This is a genomic window from Methylobacterium sp. Leaf111, assembly GCF_001423285.1.
Taxonomy (GTDB): domain Bacteria; phylum Pseudomonadota; class Alphaproteobacteria; order Rhizobiales; family Beijerinckiaceae; genus Methylobacterium.
The window spans coordinates 37,005-60,430 of sequence record NZ_LMNE01000008.1; the positions used below are offsets into that span (position 1 = coordinate 37,005).

The 23,426-nt window shown below is 68.0% G+C and carries 12 protein-coding genes, 1 tRNA gene and 6 pseudogenes; 16 read left to right on the forward strand and 3 right to left on the reverse strand.

Annotation, left to right across the window (positions count from 1 at the left end; all coding sequences use genetic code 11):
* Positions 1-17 precede the first annotated feature (17 nt).
* Positions 18-596 carry a hypothetical protein gene (locus tag ASF41_RS07965; protein ID WP_056492198.1) on the reverse strand — a complete coding sequence of 193 codons (579 nt, stop codon included), beginning with the start codon at positions 594-596 and terminating at the stop codon, positions 18-20.
* A gap of 220 nt (positions 597-816) precedes the next feature.
* Here ASF41_RS07965 and ASF41_RS24685 point away from each other — a divergent pair.
* From ASF41_RS24685 to ASF41_RS08025, 14 genes and pseudogenes are all read left to right on the forward strand, one after another.
* Positions 817-1,064 (forward strand): dTDP-4-dehydrorhamnose 3,5-epimerase family protein (locus ASF41_RS24685; protein WP_162242106.1); only part of this gene is annotated, 248 nt, incomplete at its 3' end.
* 1 nt (position 1,065) lies between these two features.
* Positions 1,066-1,471 (forward strand): annotated as a pseudogene (locus tag ASF41_RS24690) (dTDP-4-dehydrorhamnose 3,5-epimerase family protein); the annotation flags it as partial.
* Positions 1,472-1,524: 53 nt separating this feature from the next.
* Positions 1,525-1,921, forward strand: a pseudogene (locus ASF41_RS25995) (GDP-mannose 4,6-dehydratase); the annotation flags it as partial.
* Between the two features lies 1 nt (position 1,922).
* Positions 1,923-2,666, forward strand: a pseudogene (locus ASF41_RS07975) (dTDP-glucose 4,6-dehydratase); the annotation flags it as partial.
* Between the two features lie 242 nt (positions 2,667-2,908).
* Positions 2,909-3,791: pseudogene (rfbD, locus tag ASF41_RS07985) on the forward strand (dTDP-4-dehydrorhamnose reductase).
* Positions 3,792-3,886: 95 nt separating this feature from the next.
* Complete coding sequence (gene rfbA / locus ASF41_RS07990) at positions 3,887-4,777, forward strand: glucose-1-phosphate thymidylyltransferase RfbA (RefSeq protein WP_056492204.1); 891 nt, start codon at positions 3,887-3,889, stop codon at positions 4,775-4,777.
* A 67-nt stretch (positions 4,778-4,844) separates the two neighbouring features.
* Positions 4,845-5,162, forward strand: a complete 318-nt coding sequence (locus tag ASF41_RS07995; protein WP_056216461.1) for a hypothetical protein — start codon at positions 4,845-4,847, stop codon at positions 5,160-5,162.
* 164 nt (positions 5,163-5,326) lie between these two features.
* Positions 5,327-5,400, forward strand: a tRNA-Gln gene (locus ASF41_RS08000).
* 115 nt (positions 5,401-5,515) lie between these two features.
* Positions 5,516-5,851 carry a DUF6538 domain-containing protein gene (locus ASF41_RS08005; RefSeq protein ID WP_348271626.1) on the forward strand — a complete coding sequence of 112 codons (336 nt, stop codon included), beginning with the start codon at positions 5,516-5,518 and terminating at the stop codon, positions 5,849-5,851.
* A gap of 75 nt (positions 5,852-5,926) precedes the next feature.
* Positions 5,927-6,361: a hypothetical protein gene (locus tag ASF41_RS24700; protein WP_156653235.1), complete on the forward strand. Its 435-nt coding sequence runs from the start codon at positions 5,927-5,929 to the stop codon at positions 6,359-6,361.
* A 410-nt stretch (positions 6,362-6,771) separates the two neighbouring features.
* Complete coding sequence (locus tag ASF41_RS08010; protein ID WP_056216462.1) at positions 6,772-7,005, forward strand: hypothetical protein; 234 nt, start codon at positions 6,772-6,774, stop codon at positions 7,003-7,005.
* Between the two features lie 140 nt (positions 7,006-7,145).
* Complete coding sequence (locus ASF41_RS08015) at positions 7,146-7,964, forward strand: cytochrome b/b6 domain-containing protein (RefSeq protein WP_056492210.1); 819 nt, start codon at positions 7,146-7,148, stop codon at positions 7,962-7,964.
* Positions 7,961-8,887 (forward strand): molybdopterin-dependent oxidoreductase, encoded by a 927-nt coding sequence (locus ASF41_RS08020; RefSeq protein WP_056492213.1) that lies wholly within the window; start codon positions 7,961-7,963, stop codon positions 8,885-8,887. The genes ASF41_RS08015 and ASF41_RS08020 overlap by 4 nt, the downstream gene beginning before the upstream one ends.
* 448 nt (positions 8,888-9,335) lie before the next feature.
* Complete coding sequence (locus ASF41_RS08025; protein ID WP_082504172.1) at positions 9,336-10,724, forward strand: MFS transporter; 1,389 nt, start codon at positions 9,336-9,338, stop codon at positions 10,722-10,724.
* A 33-nt stretch (positions 10,725-10,757) separates the two neighbouring features.
* Here ASF41_RS08025 and ASF41_RS08030 read toward each other — a convergent pair.
* Positions 10,758-11,071, reverse strand: a pseudogene (locus ASF41_RS08030) (IS3 family transposase); the annotation flags it as partial.
* Positions 11,072-11,348: 277 nt separating this feature from the next.
* On the opposite strand from ASF41_RS08030, the pseudogene ASF41_RS23600 reads away from it, so the two are divergent.
* Positions 11,349-11,492: pseudogene (locus ASF41_RS23600) on the forward strand (integrase core domain-containing protein); the annotation flags it as partial.
* Between the two features lie 68 nt (positions 11,493-11,560).
* Here ASF41_RS23600 and ASF41_RS08035 read toward each other — a convergent pair.
* Positions 11,561-12,913, reverse strand: a complete 1,353-nt coding sequence (locus ASF41_RS08035; protein ID WP_056492219.1) for a TAXI family TRAP transporter solute-binding subunit — start codon at positions 12,911-12,913, stop codon at positions 11,561-11,563.
* Between the two features lie 625 nt (positions 12,914-13,538).
* Between ASF41_RS08035 and ASF41_RS08040 the strand changes: the two genes are divergently transcribed.
* A complete protein-coding gene (locus ASF41_RS08040) occupies positions 13,539-23,402 on the forward strand; it encodes a peroxidase family protein (RefSeq protein ID WP_056492222.1) in 9,864 nt (3,287 codons plus the stop codon).
* Positions 23,403-23,426: the final 24 nt, after the last annotated feature.

Sequence of the window (23,426 nt, forward strand, 5' to 3'; positions counted from 1 at the left end):
CCTTCCCTCGCGGCGGATCAGGCGCCGTCGAGTGCCTTGGACAGGCGGCGCACGCGGCCTCCGCGCTTCTCATAGGCGAAGAGGGAGGCCAGGGTCTGCCCATCGGGGACGGACGCGTCGATCGAGGCGGCCTCGCCCTCCGCCTCTTCGGGCATCTGGGGCTGGGTCTCGGCCGGCGGTACTGCCGGGCGGGATGGAGGCAGGCGCAGGCTGGCGCGCTGCACCACCTCCCGGTCCCGCTCGATCTGCGCGGCCGTCTCGGCATCGGTCCGGACCAGAGCGTGGACCCCGTCCCGGAATCGAAGCTCGACGGACCAGGCCGGCCGCGCGTTGCACCCGAGGACGTCGAGGCCGGCATGCATGAAGGAGGCGGCGAGGCCGAGCGGATTCGGCAGGGGACCGGTGGCCGTCAGGGCCTGCCGCAATCCCTGGACGATACCGGTGCGCCGTGGCACCGCCTGCTCCGGCGGCGCGAGCGTCAAGGCCTCCAAGTCCTCGACTCCGCGCAGGCTTCCATCGGGCAGCCCGAAGACGCCGAATTCGTAAGATCCCGGCCCAGCGCCGAACGTTCCGGATATGATCTGAATGGCGATCATCGATACTTTCCGTCCGGACCATCCCCCGCGCTGAGGAGGAGGTCCGTCAACATCAAACGCCGTCTCCTGTCGCGAAGTCCTGTGTCGGAAACAGGGCCGCGGGCTCGGGACGGCTCCGACGCATCGCGGCCCCTTTGAAAATCCCCCTCCGATCCTTGACAGCCTGGGATTCAGGCTCGTCAAGGACGGGACAGATTCGTGATCTTGAGGTCTTCCGGGCATGCAGGTGATTGAGACGGAGATTCCGGCGGTCCGGCGGGTGGTTCCCACGCGCTTCGGCGATGCGCGGGGCTGGTTCTCGGAGACCTACCGGGCGGACATCCTGGCGCGCGCCGGCATCGCGGATGTCTTCATCCAGGACAACCAGTCCTTCTCCGCCCCGCGCGGCACCGTGCGCGGGCTGCACTTCCAGCGCGCGCCCATGGCCCAGGCCAAGCTCATCCGGGTGCTCGCGGGTGCCATCCTGGANCTTCTCCGCCCCGCGCGGCACCGTGCGCGGGCTGCACTTCCAGCGCGCGCCCATGGCCCAGGCCAAGCTCATCCGGGTGCTCGCGGGTGCCATCCTGGACGTGGCCGTCGACCTGCGGCGCGCCTCGCCCACCTATGGCCGGCACGTGGCCGTGCGGCTCGATGCCGAGGGCGGCGAGCAGCTCTACATCCCAGTCGGCTTCGGGCACGGCTTCTGCACCCTGGAGCCCGACACGATGGTGGCCTACAAGGTGGCCGGCGGGGTCTACAGCCCCGAGCACGATGGCGGCCTGCTCTGGAACGATCCGGCGCTCGGCATCGCCTGGCCGGTGAGCGAGGCCGACGCCCAGCTCTCGGCCAAGGACCGGGTCGCCCCGCGCCTGGCCGATCTTCCGCCACTGTTCTGAGGCTTCTCCACCGGGCTCGGCCCGATCCGATTTCTCGAGAGATCTTTCATCCCATGCGCATCTTGGTGACGGGCGGTTGCGGCTTCATCGGATCGGCTCTGGTTCTGCACCTGGTGCAGGACCTCGGACACGAGGTGGCGACGCTCGACGCGCTGACCTACGCGGCCAACCCGATCTCGCTCCAGCCGCTGGCGGACAATCCATCTGCGACCCGGGGGCCGTGCACGCCCTCTACGCCGACTTCCGGCCCGAGGCGGTGATGCACCTGGCCGCCGAGAGCCATGTCGACCGCTCGATCACCGGCCCGGGCGCCTTCATCCGCACCAACGTCGTCGGCACCCAGGTCATGCTCGACGGGGCCCGCAGCCACTGGGACGGGCTCGCAGGCGCCGAGAAGGCGGCCTTCCGCTTCCTGCACGTCTCCACCGACGAGGTCTACGGCTCGCTGCCNGACGGGGCCCGCAGCCACTGGGACGGGCTCGCAGGCGCCGAGAAGGCGGCCTTCCGCTTCCTGCACGTCTCCACCGACGAGGTCTACGGCTCGCTGCCGCCCGACGGCTTCTTCACCGAAGCCAGCCGCTACGACCCGCGCTCGCCCTACTCGGCCTCCAAGGCCGCCTCCGACCACCTGGCCCGSGCCTGGCACGAGACCTACGGCCTGCCGGTCCTRGTGACGAACTGCTCGAACAAYTACGGCCCGCGCCACTTCCCCGAGAAGCTCATCCCGCTGATGATCCTCAACGCCCTGGAGGGCAAGCCGCTGCCCGTCTACGGCGACGGCCTGAACGAGCGCGACTGGATCCACGTGGAGGACCATGCCCGCGGCCTCGTGGCSGTGCTCGAGAGGGGCCGGGTCGGCGAGACCTACCTGCTSGGCGGGCGCGCGGTGCGCAACAACCTCAGCGTCGTCCACGCGCTCTGCGCCGCCTTCGACCGCCTGCGCCCGGACCACGCCCCCCACGACCGGCTGATCACCTCCGTGGCCGACCGGCCCGGCCACGACCGGCGCTACGCCATCGACCCGTCCAAGGCCGAGGCCGAGCTCGGCTGGCACCCGACCCAGGACTTCGAGCGGGCCCTGGAGGAGACCGTGCGCTGGTATCTGGCCAACGAAGCCTGGTGGCGCCCGATCCGCGAGGGCCGCTACACCGGCGAGCGCCTCGGCCTGGGCACMGCCCCCACCGGCCGCGCCTGAGCCGATGCCCGATGGCCGGCGACGCTCCTCGGCTATGCCCTGGTGGGNGACGGTGAATTGTTCGGTCAGGAGGCGCCAGACCTCGGATGGCTGGCACCCGACCCAGGACTTCGAGCGGGCCCTGGAGGAGACCGTGCGCTGGTATCTGGCCAACGAAGCCTGGTGGCGCCCGATCCGCGAGGGCCGCTACACCGGCGAGCGCCTCGGCCTGGGCACMGCCCCCACCGGCCGCGCCTGAGCCGATGCCCGAGACGCGCGACATCCTCATCCTCGGTGGTGCCGGCCAGGTCGGCACCGAGCTGCAGAACCCGGCGCTCTGGGACGCCGGCACCCGCCTGCACGCCCCGAGCCGCACGGCGCTCGACGTCACSGACGCCGCCGCGATCGACGCCGCCCTGAGCGCGCGCCCCTACGCGGCGGTGGTCAACGCGGCCGCCTACACCGCCGTGGACCGGGCCGAGAGCGAGATCGCCGCGGCCTGGGCCCTGAACGCGGTGGCGCCGGCGCTCCTGGCCGCCGCCACCGCCCGGGCCGGCATCCCCCTCGTCCACGCCCTGCACCCCCGACACGCCGGTCGACCCGCGGAGCGTCTACGGCGCCAGCAAGGCGGCCGGCGAGATCGCGGTGCGCAGCGCCAACCCCCGCCACGCCATCCTCCGCACCGCCTGGGTGGTGAGCCCGCACCGGGGCAACTTCGTCAAGACGATGCTGCGCCTGTCGAACGAGCGCGAACGCCTCAGCGTGGTCGACGACCAGCACGGCAACCCGACCAGCGCGGGCGACCTCGCCGCGGGCCTGGCGGYGATCGCYCAGGCGCTGGCGCGCGATCCCACCGCCCCCACCGGCACGCACCACTTCGTCAATGCGGGCGCCACCACCTGGTGCGGCTTTGCCCGCGCCATCGTGGCRGGCGCGGCGCGGCGCGGCGGCCATTCCGTGCCGGTGGACGCCATTCCCACCAGCGCCTTCCCGACCCCGGCGCGGCGCCCGGCCCATTCGGTGCTGTCGACCGCGAGCCTGACGGCCGCCTACGGCCTGAGGCCGCGCCCCTGGGAACAGGCCCTCGACGACATCCTCGACCGGCTGGTCGGCCCTGAACGGACAACGACGGAGACACAGGCATGAAGGGGATCGTTCTGGCCGGCGGCACGGGCACGCGCCTGCACCCGGCCACNCGACCGGCTGGTCGGCCCTGAACGGACAACGACGGAGACACAGGCATGAAGGGGATCGTTCTGGCCGGCGGCACGGGCACGCGCCTGCACCCGGCCACCCTGTCGATCAACAAGCAGCTGCTGCCGGTCTACGACAAGCCGATGATCTACTACCCGGTCTCGGTGCTGATGCTGGCGGGCATCCGCGAGATCCTGATCATCTCCAGCCCCGAGCACCTGGACAACTACCAGCGCCTGTTCGGCACCGGCGAGCAGTTCGGGCTGTCCTTCAGCTACGCGATCCAGCCCCGGCCGGAGGGCCTGGCCCAGGCCTTCCTGATCGGGCGCGAGTTCGTGGGCGCGGACAGCGTGGCCCTGGTGCTGGGCGACAACCTGTTCTTCGGCTCGGGCATGAGCGAGATGCTACGCAGGGCCCGGGCGCGCGCGAGCGGCGCCACGGTGTTCGCCTACCACGTCGACGATCCCTCGGCCTACGGCGTGGTGACCCTCGGCCCGGACGGGCGGCCCCTGCGCCTCGTCGAGAAGCCGGTCACGCCCGAGAGCCCCTGGGCGGTGACGGGGCTGTACTTCTACGACAACCAGGTCCTCGACATCGCCGCGGCGGTGACGCCCTCGGCCCGGGGCGAGCTCGAGATCACCAGCGTCAACGAGGCGTATCTCGAACGCGGGCAGCTGCACGTGGAGCGCATGAGCCGGGGCTATGCCTGGCTCGACACGGGCACCCATGACAGCCTGCTGGAGGCGGCCGAGTTCGTCCGCACGCTCCAGCACCGCCAGGGCCTGCAGGTGGCCTGCCTGGAGGAGATCGCCTACCTGCAGGGCTTCATCGGCAAGGACCAGCTCATCGCCCGCGGCAAGCTCTTTGCCAAGACCGCCTACGGCCAGAACCTGCTCAAGCTCGCCCACGAAGACCAGAGCGGCCGCCTCGTACGATGAGGCCCGCACGGGGCCGAAGCGGGCAGGGGCCTCCCCGAAGCGGGGAGGGTCGGGTATAGGAGCGAGAATGGACAACATCATTCGCCCCACCTTCGGCGCCCCACGCCGCACGGAACCAGCCGATCCCCGTCGCGTCCAGGTCCTGACCCAGCGCGTGTACGGCGAGGCCCATGGCTGCCGGGTCTGCCTCGTCCACGACGAAGGCGCACCGGAGGGCGATGTCTACAAGGTGGTGGTGGGGTTCCTGACGGACGACGAAGTCAGCACCGTGGCGATCCTCCCGGCTACTCCGGAGGGGGACACCGATTGCGAGATCGTCGCCCTGGCGATCCTGCGCACCCTCGGCATGATCGAGGCCCGCCTGGAACCGCCCGGCAGCGCCTGAGGCAGCGCGAATCGCCTCACGGGCGGGCGTTCAGATGTGGGCTTGCATCGGTCCGGAAAGCCATGCTATCGCCCCTGCACCGGAACGGACCGGGTCTCAACCGCTAGCCCTCAGCAGCGCTTGAAACGAACAACCGGATCCTGCCTCGTGCCACGCGAGGATGTTGGGGGATAGTTTAACGGTAGAACAGTGGACTCTGACTCCTCTAGTCCAGGTTCGAATCCTGGTCCCCCAGCCACTGCCAGAACTAAGTCACTCTCAACACTCAGCTTTCCGTCTCGCTGCCCTGCGGGTTGAGCCGGTTGCTACAATCCGCTGCTACAAAGTCCGCCTCCAGGCGGCAGGCAAGCGGCGTGGGTACCTCCATCACGAACGTCGTCCGGCGCGCTCGGACGTTGCACTTCCGGCGGACCGTTCCGCCAGAGCTGCGCGGTTTGATCAAACGACGTGAACTCACGCGCAGCCTCGGCACGGTCGATCATCGGACTGCCAAGCTCCACACCGCCACGCTATACGTCGCCTCGGAGCGCCTCTTCGGCGCCGTGCGTGCGACACCCATGCTCACTGATGCTCAACTCGCCCGCCTCGTGCAGGACTTCTACGCGACCGTGCTGAAGCGTGAGAACGCCATCCGGCTGCGAACACCACCGCACGACGATACCGTCTCGGAGACCCGCGGCGCCTATTAAGGCGAGGTCGCTGCCAAGACCCGCAGGGCGCTCGCCGGCAATCGCCTGGACGAGGCGCGTGTCGTCACCGAGGCGATGCTCAAGAAGCAGGGTATCATTTGCGCAGACCTTGCACCGGATGACTGGCAGCGTGCCCGCCAAGCCGTCATACGCGCCGGCATCGACCTCGCCGAGGCCCTGCAAGCCCGCTACGCCGGTGACTTCAACCACGAACCCAAAGACAAGCTACTCCACGAGACGCTGACACCGTCTCACGCTGAACAAGCTTCCCCGCCGTCGATCACATCGGCGCCGCCGGTTCCGATGAGCCAAGCAACGATCCCGAAGCCGCACCGGGCGACAGCTGCCCTCCTGTCGACTATAGCCAAGCGCCTCGAGCGCGCCAAAGCGACTTGGACCCGATCCGCGCTCTCCATACAGGCCAGCAGCCGTGATGATGGCTGCATCAACAGGCCGGACACACGGCAGCCCCTGATCCTGCGCGCACAAATCTCTCCAACACCCCCTTGAATCCGATGGGGCGTCCACACACGGTCGTTCGTCGATCCGTGAGGTGAGCAGCATCGCCACATCTGCAGGTCCTGCCCCCGAGCGGGCGAGGGGCCGCCTCCGGTGCAAGAGCGAGCCCCGATACGGCGAGCATTGATATTGTCAGGTCGAAGTCGCCCGCGTGCATAAGGTCGAGATCGGACTCGGCGGCCTCCCGCCGGGGGCCTGAAACTTTTCGCCGGCCCGTTCCGTAACGATACGCGAGGATAGGAATCGTGCCCAGGCCAAAAGCCTTGATGTGAGCGCGGGCTGTCTCTTGCTAAAAAATTGCAGTATATAAAAGTAATTCTTTATTTTTCGAGGAACAACAACATAATCATACTGTTACCCTGTGGGTTGGATATGATGTTCACCTCTACAGGAGATTCCACATGAAGAAGTTCACCCTTGCGCTGACCGCCTTGACCGCCCTCGGCGGCATCGCCCTCGCCGCCGGTTCGGCCATGGCCGCCCCGATGTCCGTCAACGGCCTTCAGTCCGAGAGCGGCGTCACCCAGGTCCGCATGGACCGCAGTGAGCGGATGATGATGAAGAAGCGCATGATGCGGAAGCAGATGATGAAGCGCCGCATGATGAAGAAGCGCATGATGAACCGCGGCATGTGATTTCAAGCCGTTGACGCTTCCGGAGGTCCCGACGCAGGGGCCTCCACCCTGACGGCGACGACTTCGAGGAAGACCGTTTGGCGCGCACTGACCCCATCCGCTCTACGCCCGAGATCAGTGAGGTCGAGCGTCGCCGATGGATGTTCAGGCATCCCGTAGCCATCCGCATCACGCATTGGGTCAATGCGGTGTGCCTCCTGGTCCTGCTCATGAGCGGCTTGCAGATCTTCAACGCTCACCCGGCCCTGTACTGGGGCAACGTCTCGACCTTCGACACACCGCTGATGGCAATGGCGTCGACGGAGGACGATCCGCCCAAAGGGGTGACGACGGTCTTCGGACAAGGTTTCGAAACGACGGGCTGGCTCGGCTCATCGACGGGCTCCAACGGCGAGTCGGCCGACCGTGGATTTCCCGCCTGGGCGACCTTGCCGAGCGACCAGGATCTGACGGGCGGCCGAAGCTGGCATTTCTTCTTCGCCTGGGCCTTCGTCCTGAACGGCCTCGCCTATCTGCTCTACGGGCTGGTCAGCGGACAGCTTCGATTCCGCCTGATCCCGTCGCGCGATCAGGTTCGGCACTTCGGCGCGTCGGTGTGGGAGCACCTGACATTGCGCTTCCCGCAAGGGAACGAGGCCAAGCGCTACAACGTCATTCAGAAGCTCACCTATCTCGTCGTTCTGTTCGTGCTCCTGCCGGTGCAGGTCCTGGCCGGCCTCGCGATGTCGCCGGCGATGAACGCGGCCTTCCCGTTCCTGCTGACGGTGTTCGACGGGCGCCAATCGGCCCGCACGGTGCACTTCGTCGTGGCGGCACTGCTGGTCCTGTTCGTCGTCGTGCACGTCGCCCTGGTCCTGCTCTCGGGCTTCTGGAACAACATGCGCGGCATGCTCACCGGTTGGTTCGTCATCGAGCGCCAAATCGAACCGACCGGCGCCCCGGAGGAGCGTCGGGCATGAGCCCTTTTCCCAGCCGACGCACCCTCCTGACGGGGGCGTCCGCGACGGCCGCTGCGGCCATGCTCGGCGGATGCGACCGCCTCGGCAACGCGGCGTGGTTCCAGCGCATGCTCAAGACCGGCGAGGATGCCAACCTGTTCGTCCAACGCCTGCTCCTCACCGACCAAGCGCTGGCACCGGAATATGCCGAGGCCGACATCTCCCCGTGGTTCAAGCCGAACGGCACCGAGGATCCGCCGGACAGGGCGTACAAGGCCCTGGCGACGGGCAAGTTCGTCAAGTACCACCTGGAGGTCGGCGGTCTCGTGGAGGCACCTTTCCGGCTGTCCCTGGCGGACCTCCGCACGCTTCCCGCCCGCACTCAGATCACGCGGCACGATTGCGTCGAGGGCTGGAGCGCCATCGGCAAGTGGACCGGGGTGCCGCTCGCTGACCTCCTGATCCGGGCCAAGCTCAAGCCGGAGGCACGCTACGTGGTGTTCCACTGCGCCGACACCATGGACCAGGGCAATCCGCTCGAAGGTGGGGGCGACGACGCGGAGACGGACGAGGCGGCGCCCGCGGGCAACGCCAACCCGGCCATGACCAAGCAGTCGGGCGGCGGCGAGAGCAGAAAGGATTCCGGCGGCCAGCAGGCATCGGACGAGTCTGCGGCCAGCGCCGGATCGCCGGTCCGGTACTACGAGAGCATCGACCTCGTGAACGCGTTCCACCCGCAGACGATCCTCGCCTACGACATGAACGGGCAGGCGCTACCGGTGTCCAACGGCGCACCGCTGCGCCTGCGGGTCGAACGCAATCTCGGCTACAAACAGGCCAAGTACGTGATGCGTATCGAGGTGGTCGAGAGCTTCGCCCGTCTTGGCGAGGGCAAGGGCGGCTACTGGGAAGACCAGGACTACGATTGGTATGCCGGCATCTAAGCCGTCCGTGTGCTGTCGGCTTCGGGAGGTGAACGCGATCAACGTCTGACGGGCGCCATCGGAAGATCAAAGCTTGCCGAATAAGAATGGCTGTTCGCTTCATTCTCTGTCCAGGAGCGGACGGGCAGAACTCCAGCCGAAGCGGTCATGGAACGGACAAATGGGTCCCGTCCCAACCTCGCCGGACAATCCGGTCCGGACCGTCCTCGCGAGCGAAGGTTCGGTGTTTGAGCGCTACGAAACCTGCTCAGGCAACCGGTGGAAGGGCTGCTCACCACCGTCTCAGTCAAGCTCAATTCGGAAGCTTCAGGCCGCGCGCAGCGACGGCGCCTGTCCGATCACCGGCATAACATCCGGAGTGTTGTTGTGAAGCCCAGCCACAAACTGGGATTGCCATCGGCCTGCAGCGCACGCATTCAGACCCGCCTCTCTGCGAGATTGTCTTCCGATGCCAACGCCAATCCTCACGCCGGACGTGCCGCCGCGCGACGGCTTGCCGCCGGGCCAGCGCGGGCGCGCGATGATCGCAGTGCTGATGGGCGTCGCCCTCGCAACCCTCGATACCGCGATCGCCAACACAGCCTTGCCGACCATCGCCGCCGACCTCGGTGTCGATCCGGGCGCGTCCATCTGGATCGTCAACGCCTATCAGCTCGCCGTGGTGGCGACGCTGCTGCCGATCGCGGCGCTGGGCGAGATCGTCGGCCAGCGAAAGATCTACCTCGGTGGCCTCGTCCTCTTCACGCTCGCCTCCCTGGTCTGCGCGCTTGCCTGGTCCCTGCCGACGCTGGTGGCTGCGCGTGTGCTGCAGGGCGTCGGGGCGAGCGCCCTGATGGCGGTCAACATCGCGCTCATCCGCTTTATCTATCCGGCCGCTCAGCTCGGGCGCGGGGTCGGGCTCAATGCCTTCGTCGTCGGCGTCGGCTTCGCCGTGGGGCCGACCGTGGCTTCCCTGATCCTGGTCGCCGCGCCTTGGCCGTGGCTGTTCGCCGTCAACGTACCGATCGGCCTCGCTGCCCTCGCCCTTGCCTGGACAGCGCTGACGGAAACCGGTCGCTCCGGCCACAGCTTCGACGGAGCCGGCGCCATCCTCAACGCCGTGGCCTTCGCTCTGCTCGTCCTGGGACTCGGGGATGCAGCCCACGAGGGACCGGTCTGGCGCATCCTGGCGGAGTTCGCCGGCGCGCTCGCCTGCGGCACGCTGCTTCTGCGCCGACAGGCCGGACATCCCGCCCCGATGCTCGCAGCCGACCTTCTGAAGCGTCCGCTCTTCGCGCTGTCCGCGTTGACCTCAGTCTGCTCCTTCGCGGCCCAAGGCCTCGCTTTCGTCTCCCTGCCGTTCCTGTTCCAGCACGCGCTCGGCCGCTCGCAGGTCGAGACCGGCTTCCTGATGACGCCGTGGCCGGTGGTGGTCGCGTTGATGGCGCCCCTCGCGGGTCGCCTGTCCGACCGCTATCCTCCTGGCCTGCTCGGCGGGATCGGGCTCGCCGTCCTGGCTTTGGGCATGGCGCTCCTGGCAGCGCTGCCGGCGGATCCGAGCGTTTTCGACATCACCTGGCGCATGGCGATCTGCGGCGCAGGCTTCGGTTTCTTTCAGGCGCCGAACCTACGCGCGATCATGACGAGCGCCCCGCCCACGCGTTCCGGAGGCGCGAGCGGGATCGTGGCCACCGCACGCCTCCTCGGCCAGACGACGGGGGCGGCCCTTGTGGCAGCATGCTTCGCCATCGCGGACGCGCGCGGGCCGGCGCTGGCGCTCGGACTCGGCGGCGCCTTCGCCGGGATCGCGAGTGCAGTGAGCTTCCTGCGCCTCGCCGTGCGCGTTCAGCACACATAGTGGGCGTCTGAGTGCGGAACGGCTGAGGGCGAGCTATCGGTGCGATCCTCCCCCGACCTCACGGACACGGGATTGGCCCGCATTCCGTTCGACCTGCTCGGGCGTGATGTCACCGAGTGCCGCGCGGATGCGCTGCCGATGTCATAGCCCTCGCTGTCGACGAACAAGTCGCCTCGGACCTCGTCTCGGGTCGCCCATCGTCGTTGATGGACGAGTTCGACCTTAAGGGTGTGGAAGAAACTCTCCATCGGGGCGTTGTCGACGCAGCAGCCCGTCCGGCTCATGGAGGGCGTCGCCGTCATGTCGGCGAAATGCGTTCGGTAGGCCTCGGCGGCGTACTGGCTGCCTGGTGGGAGGGGGAAGTCACCGGGCCCGCAGCCGTGGCTCCTGGTGATCCTGCTGCCCGTGGTGGGGAAGAGCCACCCATCAGCGCCGAGCGTCACTGCCTTAGCATCGAGGGTTGGATTCCGAGCTCGGCTGCAACCTACATCTGCGGCCGGCCGCTGCTGTCCAGCAGGGCCACCGCCTCGCGTTTGAACTTGCTGTCTCGTCTTCGCCATCGAACATCTTCCCCGCCCGTAACGAGAGTATCGAGGGTGTCCGTGAAACCGAGAGAGGATCACCTCTTGGTTCCTATCGCTGGCGGATGCTCATGAGCGCATCGAGGAATGGAGGTGCCACGACAATGAAGATCGACCCCACACGGCCCTGGGTGGCTTGACGCCCCGAGCCTTCGACAACCACGCTGTCACGGCCCGAGAACTTGCATGGGTCCTGGACCACAAACCAAGTCAACTCCGAACAGGCTCAAAAGCCATACCAAACGGCGGCCCCCTTCAATCGGGGCGGCTCACCATCGCACGCCTGACCGTCGAGCGCGTGGCGTCGATGGCCACGTTGGCCGCCCCGAGCATCCGAAGCTCGGTCGGTCGATTGAGGGCCTGTCGGGCGATGCTCGCGGCCAGATCATCCACCTCGGCCGCCATGGCCTCCAGACGCGCGCGGTCGGTCTCCTGCCGCGCCGCCCCACGCAGTTCGAGCAGGCGGCTCGTCGCCACCTCGATCCGCTCCCGCCGGATGCGGCCCAGACGCTGGCGAAGCCAGGCTACCGTTGAGCCGACGCCGCCGGCCAGGATGGCCACGAGGTAGATCCAGCTCTCGTAGCGCTCGATGAAGGTCTCCTGCTCCCGCTCGTAATAGTCGATCGCCCCGGGATGGATGGGGAGGTGCGCGCTGGTGGCGTCGGCCGTGTCCTCGTAGGCGGGATTGTCGATGGCGTTGGCCGCCGACACCGTGTCGGCCAGCGCGCTGCGCATCTCGAACAGATGCTGAGTCACCTCGGCGGCGAGACTGCGCGACAGGTCGGCCCGGGCCACGAGCCGATAGGACGAGCCGACGGTGACCACGTCCTCGGCGGGGAGCCGGGGATTGCCGCCGAACAGGGCCGCCGGGAGCGTGACCGCTTGAAGACGTGGCCAGCGCGCCAGGACGGCCGTAGAATCCGGCACCCCGAACAGGGCGATCTCGTCGTCCTCGCTCTCGTCCTTGACGAACGCGACAAGCCGCCTGGCGATGGGCGAGGTGGGTGTCGTGACCATCACCAGCGCGTCGATCCGATGCTCGCGCAGGGCAGGGCCGACGTCGGCTTCCTCCAGGGGCACGAGCGCCACGGCCTTCTTCGGGAGGGCCCCGGTCTGTGGCTCCGTCAGGAGTTCCAGGTCGTGGTGGGCCACGAGCGTGCCGACGAGGGTTCGGTCGGCGGTGCGGCTCGCGAGCATGCCGAGGCGCTTGCCGGCCAGGTCCGAGAAGCCCTTGATGCCCGCGTTGGAGGGCGCCGCGACGAAGGCCGAGAGTTCGCGCAGGACGGCAAGCGTCAGGGCGTTCCCGGGCAACGCGACGTCGGGCCGGACCACGGCAAGGTCGGCCTTACCGGCCTTCAGAGCCTCGGCGCTCTCGCGAACGCCGTCGAAGGCGATGACCTTCAGCCGAATCCCGAGCTTTCTTCGGGCCAACTCGTCCGCGTAGGCCTGCAGCAAGGCTGGCTCGCTTCCGCCTTTCGGGGCAACCGCGACGGTCAGCGTCGTCAGCCGCGTCAGGTGATAGGTGGCCAGAGTAACAAGGAGGAGCACGGCCAACAGGCCCACCAGGAGCCATTGTTCACGGCCACCGGGGATTTTGATCCTGGACACGCCTGCTCCTCGTTGCCGACGGCTTCGCCCGCGGGTTGGGAATCCATCGCGGGATCTTTCCTGTTCGAAGGACAGCACCGGACCGACCGCCCACGCACTCGGGCGCCCATCCAAGACGGTTGTTTACGCAGGGAGCCCCGCCAAGGCGATGGCCGCGTCCTTTGAAGACCAGGCTGTCGAAACCGAGGTCGACGAACTCCCGTAGGGTCCCGCCGCCCTTCGTTTCGACCGATGGCACGTCCGCGGCACGAAGCTCACGAATCGCTCCATGGATCGGGGTTCGACCTCGTTACGTCGGTCAAAATAGACTGAGCATCAAACCCTATTGCCGCGGATTTTTATGGGCTCTCTGACGTGCCACGGGACTCGAATGCAGTACGCAAGTCGACCACCAAAGCACAAAAGAGGAAAAGATAACTCCTAAGCAGTACCCGCGAAGTTGCATCCTGTAGGAAAAACCAACACGCGAGGAAATTTCCTATGTCCTTAAGGGTTTTTTAACTCTTCCGGCAGGGTCACAGGCATGGAACCTTCGCGGAAGTGGAGGAGGCGTCCCGGAAAACAAGGGAACTCCTCGCATCCGATCAGGGCCGGCCATCGCCGCCCATGTCGTGCGGAGGGTGTCATGGCGGTTCATCTCAATCAGCAGGATCTGACCTTCATCCTGAGGCAGATCAGGATCGCCGAGGCCCACGCCAGCGGCATCGACCTGACGGAACTCAGGGTCGACCCCGCCACCGGCGACATCCTGACGGATCGCAGCCTCTACAACCCGGATGGCCTCTGGCTGGGTGCGGCCGACGCACCGCGCGCCATCCCCGATCCGCACGTGCCCTACGGGCTCCGCACGGTGGACGGGACCTTCAACAACATCGTGCCCGGCCGCGAGACCTGGGGCTCGTCCGGCCAGCCCATGCCCCAGCTTCTCGACAAAAGCTTCGTGAACGACCAGGACGGCGACGCCTTCGACCCGGACGGCCCCGGACCGGCACCGGCGGTCACCAACACCGACTACGGCACCGGTGGCAGCGTCGCCGACGCCGACCCACGCATCATCTCCAACCTTGTCGTCGACGCCTCGCTCAACAATCCGGCGGCCATCGCGGCCGCGCTCAGGCTCGCGGGCTCCACGGACATCCTCGGCGACCAGCGACTCATCACGGCGGCCTACGAGGCTCTGCGGACGGCGCAAGGGGCGGATCCCGCCGGCGAGCATGCAGAGCTGCAATCCGCGCTGGATACCATTCTCCAGCGGACGGGCGTCACCGTCACGAACGGCTCCATCGATGTCCTCAACGTCGCTCCGGACGAGGGCCTGTCCAAGCCCTTCAATGCCTGGATGACGTTCTTCGGGCAGTTCTTCGACCACGGGCTCGACCTGATCACCAAGGGCGGCAACGGCACGGTCTACATCCCGCTCACCGCGGACGACCCGCTCGTCACCCAGGGCCCCGACGGAATGCCCGGCACGAGCGACGAGGTGACCGCGCAGACCCAATTCATGGTGCTGACCCGTTCGACCCCCGTCGAGGGCTCACAGCGCAACGTCACGACGCCCTTCGTCGACCAGAACCAGACCTACACCTCCAACGCCTCCCACCAGGTCTTCCTGCGTGAGTACGCGCTGGTCGACGGGAAGCCCGTCGCGACCGGGCTCCTCCTCGGCGGCGTGAACGGCGGGCTCGCGACCTGGGCCGACGTCAAGGAACAGGCGCGGACGATGCTCGGCATCAACCTCGTCGATGCCGACGTCTCGGCGGTCCCCCAATTGCTCACAGACCCCTACGGCGCCTTCATCCCCGGCGCCGACGGCATGCCCCAGGTCATGGTCGGGATCACGCCCGGAGGGCAGCCGGTCTATGCCAGCGGCACCCTCGCGGCGCCGCTCTCCCTCTCCGCCATCCAGTTGCCGGTCGGCACGGTCCTCGCGGGCCCCAACGGCACCCAGAACACCATCGAGGCGGGCGAAACGGTCGCGGCCGCCCGCACCTTCAACGCCTTCCTCGACGACATCGCCAACGACGCCGTGCCGACCACCTCGCGGGGGATCGCGCTTCCCCAGGACGGAGACACCGCCCTGGGCTTCGCCAACGCGGACGGTTCCACGACGGGCCTGACCGCGCAGGGGCGCAATCTGGCTTACGACAACGAGCTCCTCGACCGGCACTTCATCACCGGCGACGGACGCGGGAACGAGAACATCGGCCTCACCGCCGTCCACCACATCTTCCATTCCGAGCACAACCGACAGGTCGAGGCCCACAAGCTGACCATCCTGCGCTCGGGCGACCTCGCCTTCATCAACGCGTGGCTGGAGACGGACATCGCGGGGTTACCCGCGGGCTTCGCCCAGCTTTCGGCCCTGGAGCAGACCACGATTGCGAACGGCCTCGATTGGGACGGCGAGCGCCTGTTTCAGGCCGGACGCTTCGCCACCGAGATGCAGTACCAGCACCTCGTCTTCGAGGAGTTCGCCCGGAAGGTGCAGCCCCAGATCGACCCGTTCGTGTTCAACGCGGTGACGGAGATCAACCCGGCCATCTTCGCGGAGTTCGCCAATACGGTCTACCGCTTCGGACACTCGATGCTCACGGAAAACCTGCCGCGCGTCGGGGTGGACGGGGCTGCCCTCGACGATGGCCTCGGGCTGATCGAGGCCTTCCTCAACCCCGTGCTGTTTGACAGCCCCGGCGACCTCGCGCCCACGGGCACACCAAGGCTGAGCCACGACGAGGCCGCGGCCGCCATCATCCGGGGCATGACGGTCGAGCGTGGCAGCGAGATCGACGAATTCGTGGTCGACGCCCTGCGCAACAACCTGCTCGGATTGCCCCTCGACCTCGCCGCCCTCAACATCGCCCGCGGTCGCGAGACCGGGACGCCCACCCTGAACGAGGCGCGCGCGCAGCTCTTCGCCGCCACCGGCTCGACCTTCCTGACGCCCTATACCAGTTGGGCGGACATGGCCGGCAATCTCAAGAACGCGATGTCGGTCGTGAACTTCGTGGCGGCCTATGGGACACATCCGTCCGTGGTTGCGGCGACGACCCTCGACGGCAAGCGCGACGCGGCCCTAGCGCTCGTCCTGGGTGGGGTGGGGGCTCCGGAGGACCGCCTCGACTACCTGAATTCCCGGGGGGCCTGGGCGGGCCGGGAAACCGGCTACAACGCGGTCGACCTCTGGATCGGCGGCCTCGCGGAGAAGCAGATGCCCTTCGGTGGCCTTCTCGGTTCGACCTTCAACGCCGTGTTCGAGGCGCAGATGGAGAACCTGCAGGACGCGGACCGCTTCTACTATCTCACCCGCACCCAGGGTCAGAACTTCCTGGTCGAGTTGGAGCAGAACTCCTTCTCCAAGCTGATGATGGCCAACACGAACCTGGCGGAGCCCGGACCAGACGGCATCCGCGGCACCGGGGACGACATCGTCCCGCGCCACATCGGCGTCGACGCCTTCGCGGATTACGACTTCGAGCTTGAGGTCAACGCCGCCAACCAATCCGACCAGAACGGATCCGCCCCCGGTGTCGACCCGACCGGAGCCGATGCCATCCTGGAGGCGATGGGCCTCGGCAAGGTCATGCGGGACGATCCCGGAAGCGCGGCCGTCGAGGCCAACTATCTCCGCTTCACCGGCGGCGAGCACGTCCTCGTCGGCGGCACCAACGGCAACGACACCATCGTCACCGATTTCGGCGACGACGGGATCTGGGGCGATGCCGGCAACGACCGGATCGAGTCCGGTGCCGGCGTCGACCTCGTCAACGGGGGCGACGGCGACGACATCATCACCGATTCCGGCGACAGCGGCGACTTCCTCAAGGGCGAAGGCGGCAACGACGTCATCGCCAACTCGAACGGCATCGACATCCTGATCGGAGGCACGGGCAAGGACGTGGTCTTCGTGGGCGTGGACTCCACGGAGGTGTTCTCCGGTGACGGCGACGATTTCGTCATCGGCGGCGACGGCGCCGACCTGCTGATGGGCAACGAGGGCGACGATTGGCTGGAGGCCGGCGGCGGCTTCGACACCACGGCCGGCGACAACTCGGAGCTGTTCTTCAACTCCGCCATCAAGGGTCACGACGTGATGTTCGCCGGCGGCGACGAACACGACTTCGACGGCGAGTCCGGCGACGACATCATGGTGCAGGGCGAGAGCGTCATGCGCAACGAGGGCATGTTCGGCTTCGATTGGGCCATCTTCAAGGGCAACGCCCGCGACGCCCACGCCGACATGCGCATCCCGATCTTCACGACCGAGGAAGCCGACATCCTGCGCAACCGCTTCGACAAGGTCGAGGCCCTGTCGGGGTGGAAGAACAACGACACGTTGATCGGCGACGACCGGACCGCCGCTGACGGGCTTGCGGAGGAACCCGGTGCCGCGACCGTGGGCGCCAACGAGGGCGTGTTCTTCAACGACGGTCTCGACGCGGACGGCCTCGCCCGCATCGACGGATTGAACCGGATCGTCTCGCTCGGCTCGAACGGGCTCTTCGAGGCCGGCAACATCCTGCTCGGCGGCGCGGGAAGCGACGTCCTCCAGGGCAATGGCGGCAACGACATCCTGGACGGCGACCGTTGGCTCAACGTCCGCATCCGCATCACCCGGCCGGACGATTCCTCGACCCCGGCCATCGAGTCCGCCTCCAACACCCAGGCCAACCAGCTGACCTCCGTCGACAGCCTGCGCCACACCTTCACCCAGGGCCAGGTCACCACCGACGGCCTGCCGGCGTCGTGGGTGGGCAAGTCGCTGTTCGAGCTCCTGCTCTCGCGGGACGTCCGGCCGGACCAGATGCACATCGTGCGGGAGATCGTGTCGCCTGACGCGAACGCGTCCGATGTCGATACGGCCGTGTTCAGCGATGTGCGGGCCAATTACAGCATCACCCGCGGCACCGGTGCGGAAGCGGGGACGCTCACGGTCCGGCACGTAACCCTGAGCGATCCGGCGGTCGATGACGGCACGGACACCCTGCGCAACATCGAAGCCCTTCAGTTCGCGGACGGGCCGGTCGCCGTCGCGCTCATCCTCAACCAACCCTTCGACCGCTTGAACATCGTCGCATCCGATGGAGACATCGGCCGGTTCGACGCCGTGTTCACCGGCCTCGTCGCCGGGCGCCCGGTGACGGTCCAGTGGCAAGTCCTCGACGCCAACGGCACCTGGCGGAACGTCGGACCCGGGGACGGTCTCGTCGGCAACGCGCTGGGCGGCCCTTCAGGCGACCGTTTCACGCCGGCCAATCCGAACGTCGAGGTCCGGGCCGTCGCGAACTGGACGAGCACGCTTCCGGGCGTCACGCAGTCCCAGCAAACGCTGTCCGTCGAGACGGCCTTCGTCGGCACCGCCGGCGACGACGATCTTCCCGGTTCGACGGCTGCGAACGTCATCCTGGGTCTTGCCGGCGACGACGACATCGAAGGCGATGTGGGCAACGACATCATCGACGGCGGCGACGGGAATGATCGGGTCGACGGAGGGGCCGGCGACGACGACCTTCGAGGCAACGACGGCGACGATGTCCTCATCGGCCGGACCGGCGACAACACGCTCCGGGGCGGGGCCGGCGACGACCAGCTCTCGGGCGGACACGGCAACGATGCCATCGACGGCGATGCGGGCACGGATACGGCCATCGTGACCGGCCCGGTCGAGGCCTACGCCTTCGAGCGCACCGGGGCCGTCATCACCGTCACCGACAACCTCGGCTTGGAAGGCGACGGCCGCGATACGCTGACCGAGGTCGAGTTCCTGCAGGTCGGCGACACCGACGTCTATGCCATCGGGGCGGCCGGGACGGCCGGGGCCGACATCGTGGTGGGTACCGTCGCGTCGGAGACGCTCGCGGGCGGCGCAGGGGACGACCTCGTCTTCGCGGGCGGCGGGAACGATTCCGTGACGTGGCGCCCCGGGGACGGACGCGACTTCGTCGATGGCGGCGCAGGGACCGACACCTTCCGGATCCTCGACGGCGCGCTTCCGGTCCAGCAGCTCGGGCTCGCTGCCGCGCGCGCGCAGTTCCCGACCCTGACCTTCCGCGACGACACACAGTCGGTGGTGGTCCGCGGCGGCGTCGTGATCGCGGAGCTGAAGAACGTCGAAGCCGTCAGGGTCAACACCGCGGCGACCGGCGTTCCGGCCATCGTCGACCCCACGCCGACGAACGGGCTGGTGTCGCCGACCGAGGGCCAGGCCCTCAGCGTCTCAACGGTCGGCATCGCGGATGCCAACGGCCTCGGCGCCTTCGCCTTCCAATGGCAGGTCCTGGCCGCCGACGGCGTGACCTGGAACGCCATCGCGGGCGCCACGGGCCAAGGATTCACACCCGCCCAGGCCCAAGTCGGCGCAGTCCTGAGGGTCCGTGTCAGCTTCACCGATGGCGAGGGCAACCCAGAAGAAGTCTTCTCCGCACCGACCGGCATCGTGGGAGACAACTTTACCGGTGCCCCTCTCATCGGCCTGAACTTCGTCGGCACGGCGGGCGACGATATCGCCAACGGTGCCAACGCCCTCCTGTTCTCCAACGACACGATGGATGGTCGGGGCGGCAACGACATCATCAATGGCCGTGCCGGCAACGACCGGATCACACAACTCAGCGTCGACGGGCGCGACCGCGTCGACGGAGGGGCCGGGACCGACACCTACGTGCTGAACGGGGTCGCAGCGGCGGAAGCGTTCGGCATCTACGCGCTCACCGGTGGGCAGAACGCCACGCTCGCGGCCACGCTCGGAACGACCTTCGGGGCCGCGACCGAGATCGTGATCACCCGCACCGTGGGGACGACGACGACCGTGGTCGCCGAGCTCGACAACGTCGAGGAGATCCAGGTGAACACGCTCAACGTCACCGCCAACGATGGGGGCGGCCTGAACCAGGGTGCCGCCGGGAACGACACCGTCACGGTATCGGGCAACTTCACCGGGACCAGCCTGAACTTCAGCACCATCACCATCGACGGCGCTGCCGGCGACGATACGGTGGACATCTCCGGGCTCACCTCGGCCCACCGCATCGTCTTCCGGTCGAACGGCGGACACGACACCATCATCGGCACGCTGCGGCCCCAGGACGTCATCGAACTCGCCCCCGGCACGACGCGTGCCGACTACACGGCCACCCAGGCGAACGGCATGACGACCCTGACCAACGGGTCTCACACCATCACCTACGCAAGCTCGGGTACGCCGGCCTTCGGCACCACACCAGTCCAGGGCGGGGAGCAGCCGGGCGGCGGCGGAGCGTTCACCCTGACTGCGGCGGATCTCGCCGGCATCAAGAACCTCATCCAGGGACGTCCCGCCGTCGAGGGCGACGACGATACGGAGGGGGCGACCGGTGTCCGCACCCTGTCCGGAGCGGGCAACAACCTCGACCATCCCGAATTCGGCGCCGCGGACCAGCCGTTCATTCGGCTCACCGACGCCCATTACGGTGCCTTCGACCCGGCAACCAACAACAACGCCCTCAATCCGCTCTACGCCGGCCTCGATCCGCGCGCCATCAGCAACGTGCTGGGGACCCAGGAGGCCGACCTGCCGCACCAGGCCAACGGCTCGAACATCTTCTTCATGGCGTTCGGACAGTATTTCGACCACGGCCTCGACTTCCTCCCGAAGAGCGCCGCCAACGGAACCGTCCTGATCGACCAGCCAGGCTCGGGGCGCGCGCCCGGAACCAACAATCCGGCCGACCTGACACGGGGCGAGGTCTCGTCCATCGTGGACGGGGTGCCCCAGCACCTCAACAAGACCTCACCCTACGTCGACCAGAACCAGGCCTACGGCTCGCACGAACTCGTCGGCCAGTTCCTGCGCGAGAGCGACGGCAACCAGGGCGTCGGCGCGCGCCTTCTCGCGGGTGCTCCCGATCCCTCCAATCCCGCCTTCAACCTGCTCCCGACCCTCCGCGCCCTCATCCAGCACCATTGGGACGCGGACACGATCTTCCACGACCCCTCGCTCCCGGGCGGAGCGATCAGCTTCCGCACCTACTTCTCGAATTTCCCCATCTCCGAGACAAAGACCGGCTCCCTGTTCAATGCGGCCGGCGCGTATGATCCCGAGGCGGTGAGCGCCTTCGCCTCGAACTTCATGGGGAGCGGCAACGCGCTGCTGCTCGACACGAACCCCTTCGTCAGCCTGCTCGACCACTACGTGGCCGGCGATGGACGGGCGAACGAGAACGTGTCGCTCACCGCCATGCACACGATCTGGGCGCGCAACCACAACTTCCACGTCGAGAACCTCGTGGAGGCCGGCTTCCAGGGGACGCCGGAGGAGGTGTTCCAGGCCGCCAAGATGATCAACGAGGCCGAGTACCAGCGCGTGATCTTCGACGAGTTCGCGGATCAGCTCATCGGCGGCATGAAGGGCAGCGGAACGCACGGTCACAACGGCTACAACCCGGACGTCGACGCCCGGATCTCCCACGAGTTCGCCTCCGCCGTGTACCGCGTCGGGCACTCGCTGATCGGCGAGACCCTGACGGTCATCGGCCCCGACGGCGCGCCGCGGCAGGTCGCGCTCTTCGATGCCTTCCTGAACCCCTCGAACGCCCCGGACGTCTTCACGGCGTCCCTGCCGCCCGGCTACGTGCCGCAGCCGGGTTACGCCCAACTCGGGGCCAACGCCATCCTCGCCGGGGTCGCGACGCAACCGGCCGAGGAAGTCGACTTCAACATCGTCGACGCGGTGCGCAACGACCTGGTGCGGATCAACGCCGACCTGTTCGCCTTCAACGTTGCCCGCGGCCGCGATGTCGGCCTCGGCTCGCTGAACCAGGTTCGCGCCGACCTCATGGCATCCACGGATCCCTACATTCGGGAGGCGCTAGGCTTCGCGGGCGACCTGACGCCCTACGCTTCCTGGGAGGACTTCCAGGCCCGGAACGGACTGAGCGACACGGTCATCGCGCAGTTCAAGGCTGCCTACCCGGACCTGGCCCTGGCGACGGCCGACATGCGCGCGGCCTTCGTGGCCGCAAACCCCGACATCGCCATCCATCAGCGGCCGGACGGCACCGAATACGTGAATGGCATCGACCGGGTCGACCTCTGGGTCGGCGGCCTGGCCGAGCAGCACATCAACGGCGGCGTCGTGGGCCAGACCTTCTGGGTCGTGCTCCATGAGCAGTTCGACCGCCTGCAGGAAGGAGACCGCTTCTACTACACCGACCGGTTCGACAATTTCGACTTCTATCAAAACATCATCGATGGCCAGAACTTCTCCGACATCGTCGCGCGCAACACCGGGCTGACCGGCCTGCAGGAGGACATCTTCGCCGTCAGCGACGAGGACGGGACCGCCGGAGGCGATGGGCCGGCTGACGGGGAGGGCGACGGCACCGGGCCCATCGACGACGGAGACGACGGCACCGCGGGCGGGGACGGCTCCGACGACGGGGACGACGACACCACGGGCAGTGGCGGCTCGGACGACGGGGACGACTCGGAGGACGGAGACGACTCGGACGACGGGACCACCGCTCCCGGGACGGGGGGAGGTTCGTCGGGCGGAGGCGCGACCGGGGGCACCACCGGTGGTGGGACGACCACACCCCCGGCCGAGCTTCCGGCAAGCCTGGTGGCCGGTACGACCGGCGATGATGTCCTGTCCGGGACGCCCGGCGCCGATACGCTCCTCGGCCTGTCCGGGGACGACAACATCCTTGCCGGCGACGGGGCCGACGTGATCCGCGGCGGTGACGGGAACGACTTCGTCGATGCCGGCGGCGGTCGCGACGTGGTCTTCGGCGGGGCCGGCGACGACGACATCCTCGCGGGCAGCGGCGACGACATGGTCTACGGCGACGCCGGCGCGGACCGCATCCTCGCGGGGGCCGGCAACGACCTCGTCACGGCCGGGGCCGGCAACGATACGGTGATCGGCGGCGACGGCAACGACCTGTTCGTGGCCGAGGTCGGGGATGGCGGCGACAGCTACTGGGGCGACGAGGTTGGGGGCGGCACCGGCGCCGACACCCTCGACATGTCGGCCATCACCGCCAACATCGCGGCCGACCTCGGCACGGGGCTCGCCGGGCGAGGCAGCGTCGCCAGCAGCCAATCCGGGTCCGATACCCTCTGGGGCATCGAGAACCTCGTGACCGGCTCCGGCGATGACACGATCACGGCCAGCGACGCCGTGAACGTGATGGATGGCGGCCGCGGGGCCGACACCTACCGCTTCGGGTCGGCCGCCGCGGCGAACGGCGACACCATCGCGAGCTTCCAGCCCGGCGACAAGGTCGACCTCAGCGGCATCGACGCGAACCAGGGCGTGGCGGGGAACCAGGCGTTCACGCTCGCGACTGGGGCGGCCTTCACCGGGGTCGGTGAGTTGCTGGTCACCCAGGAGCACCGGGCGGACGGGGACTACACCGTGGTGGCGGGCAACACCGGCGGCGACGCGGCCCCCGAGTTCAAGTTCAGCATCAAGGGAGCCCCGGCCGCGACGGCCGCGGACTTCGCCCTCTGACGTGGGAAAGGGCCCGGCGTCGGG

Excerpts from the sequence above, each read along its gene's own strand:
- ASF41_RS07965 (WP_056492198.1), bottom strand. The coding sequence starts at position 596 with ATGATCGCCATTCAGATCATATCCGGAACGTTCGGCGCTGGGCCGGGA.
- rfbA (WP_056492204.1), top strand. The coding sequence starts at position 3,887 with ATGAAGGGGATCGTTCTGGCCGGCGGCACGGGCACGCGCCTGCACCCG.
- ASF41_RS07995 (WP_056216461.1), top strand. The coding sequence starts at position 4,845 with ATGGACAACATCATTCGCCCCACCTTCGGCGCCCCACGCCGCACGGAA.
- ASF41_RS24700 (WP_156653235.1), top strand. The coding sequence starts at position 5,927 with ATGCTCAAGAAGCAGGGTATCATTTGCGCAGACCTTGCACCGGATGAC.
- ASF41_RS08010 (WP_056216462.1), top strand. The coding sequence starts at position 6,772 with ATGAAGAAGTTCACCCTTGCGCTGACCGCCTTGACCGCCCTCGGCGGC.
- ASF41_RS08015 (WP_056492210.1), top strand. The coding sequence starts at position 7,146 with ATGTTCAGGCATCCCGTAGCCATCCGCATCACGCATTGGGTCAATGCG.
- ASF41_RS08020 (WP_056492213.1), top strand. The coding sequence starts at position 7,961 with ATGAGCCCTTTTCCCAGCCGACGCACCCTCCTGACGGGGGCGTCCGCG.
- ASF41_RS08025 (WP_082504172.1), top strand. The coding sequence starts at position 9,336 with ATGCCAACGCCAATCCTCACGCCGGACGTGCCGCCGCGCGACGGCTTG.
- ASF41_RS08040 (WP_056492222.1), top strand. The coding sequence starts at position 13,539 with ATGGCGGTTCATCTCAATCAGCAGGATCTGACCTTCATCCTGAGGCAG.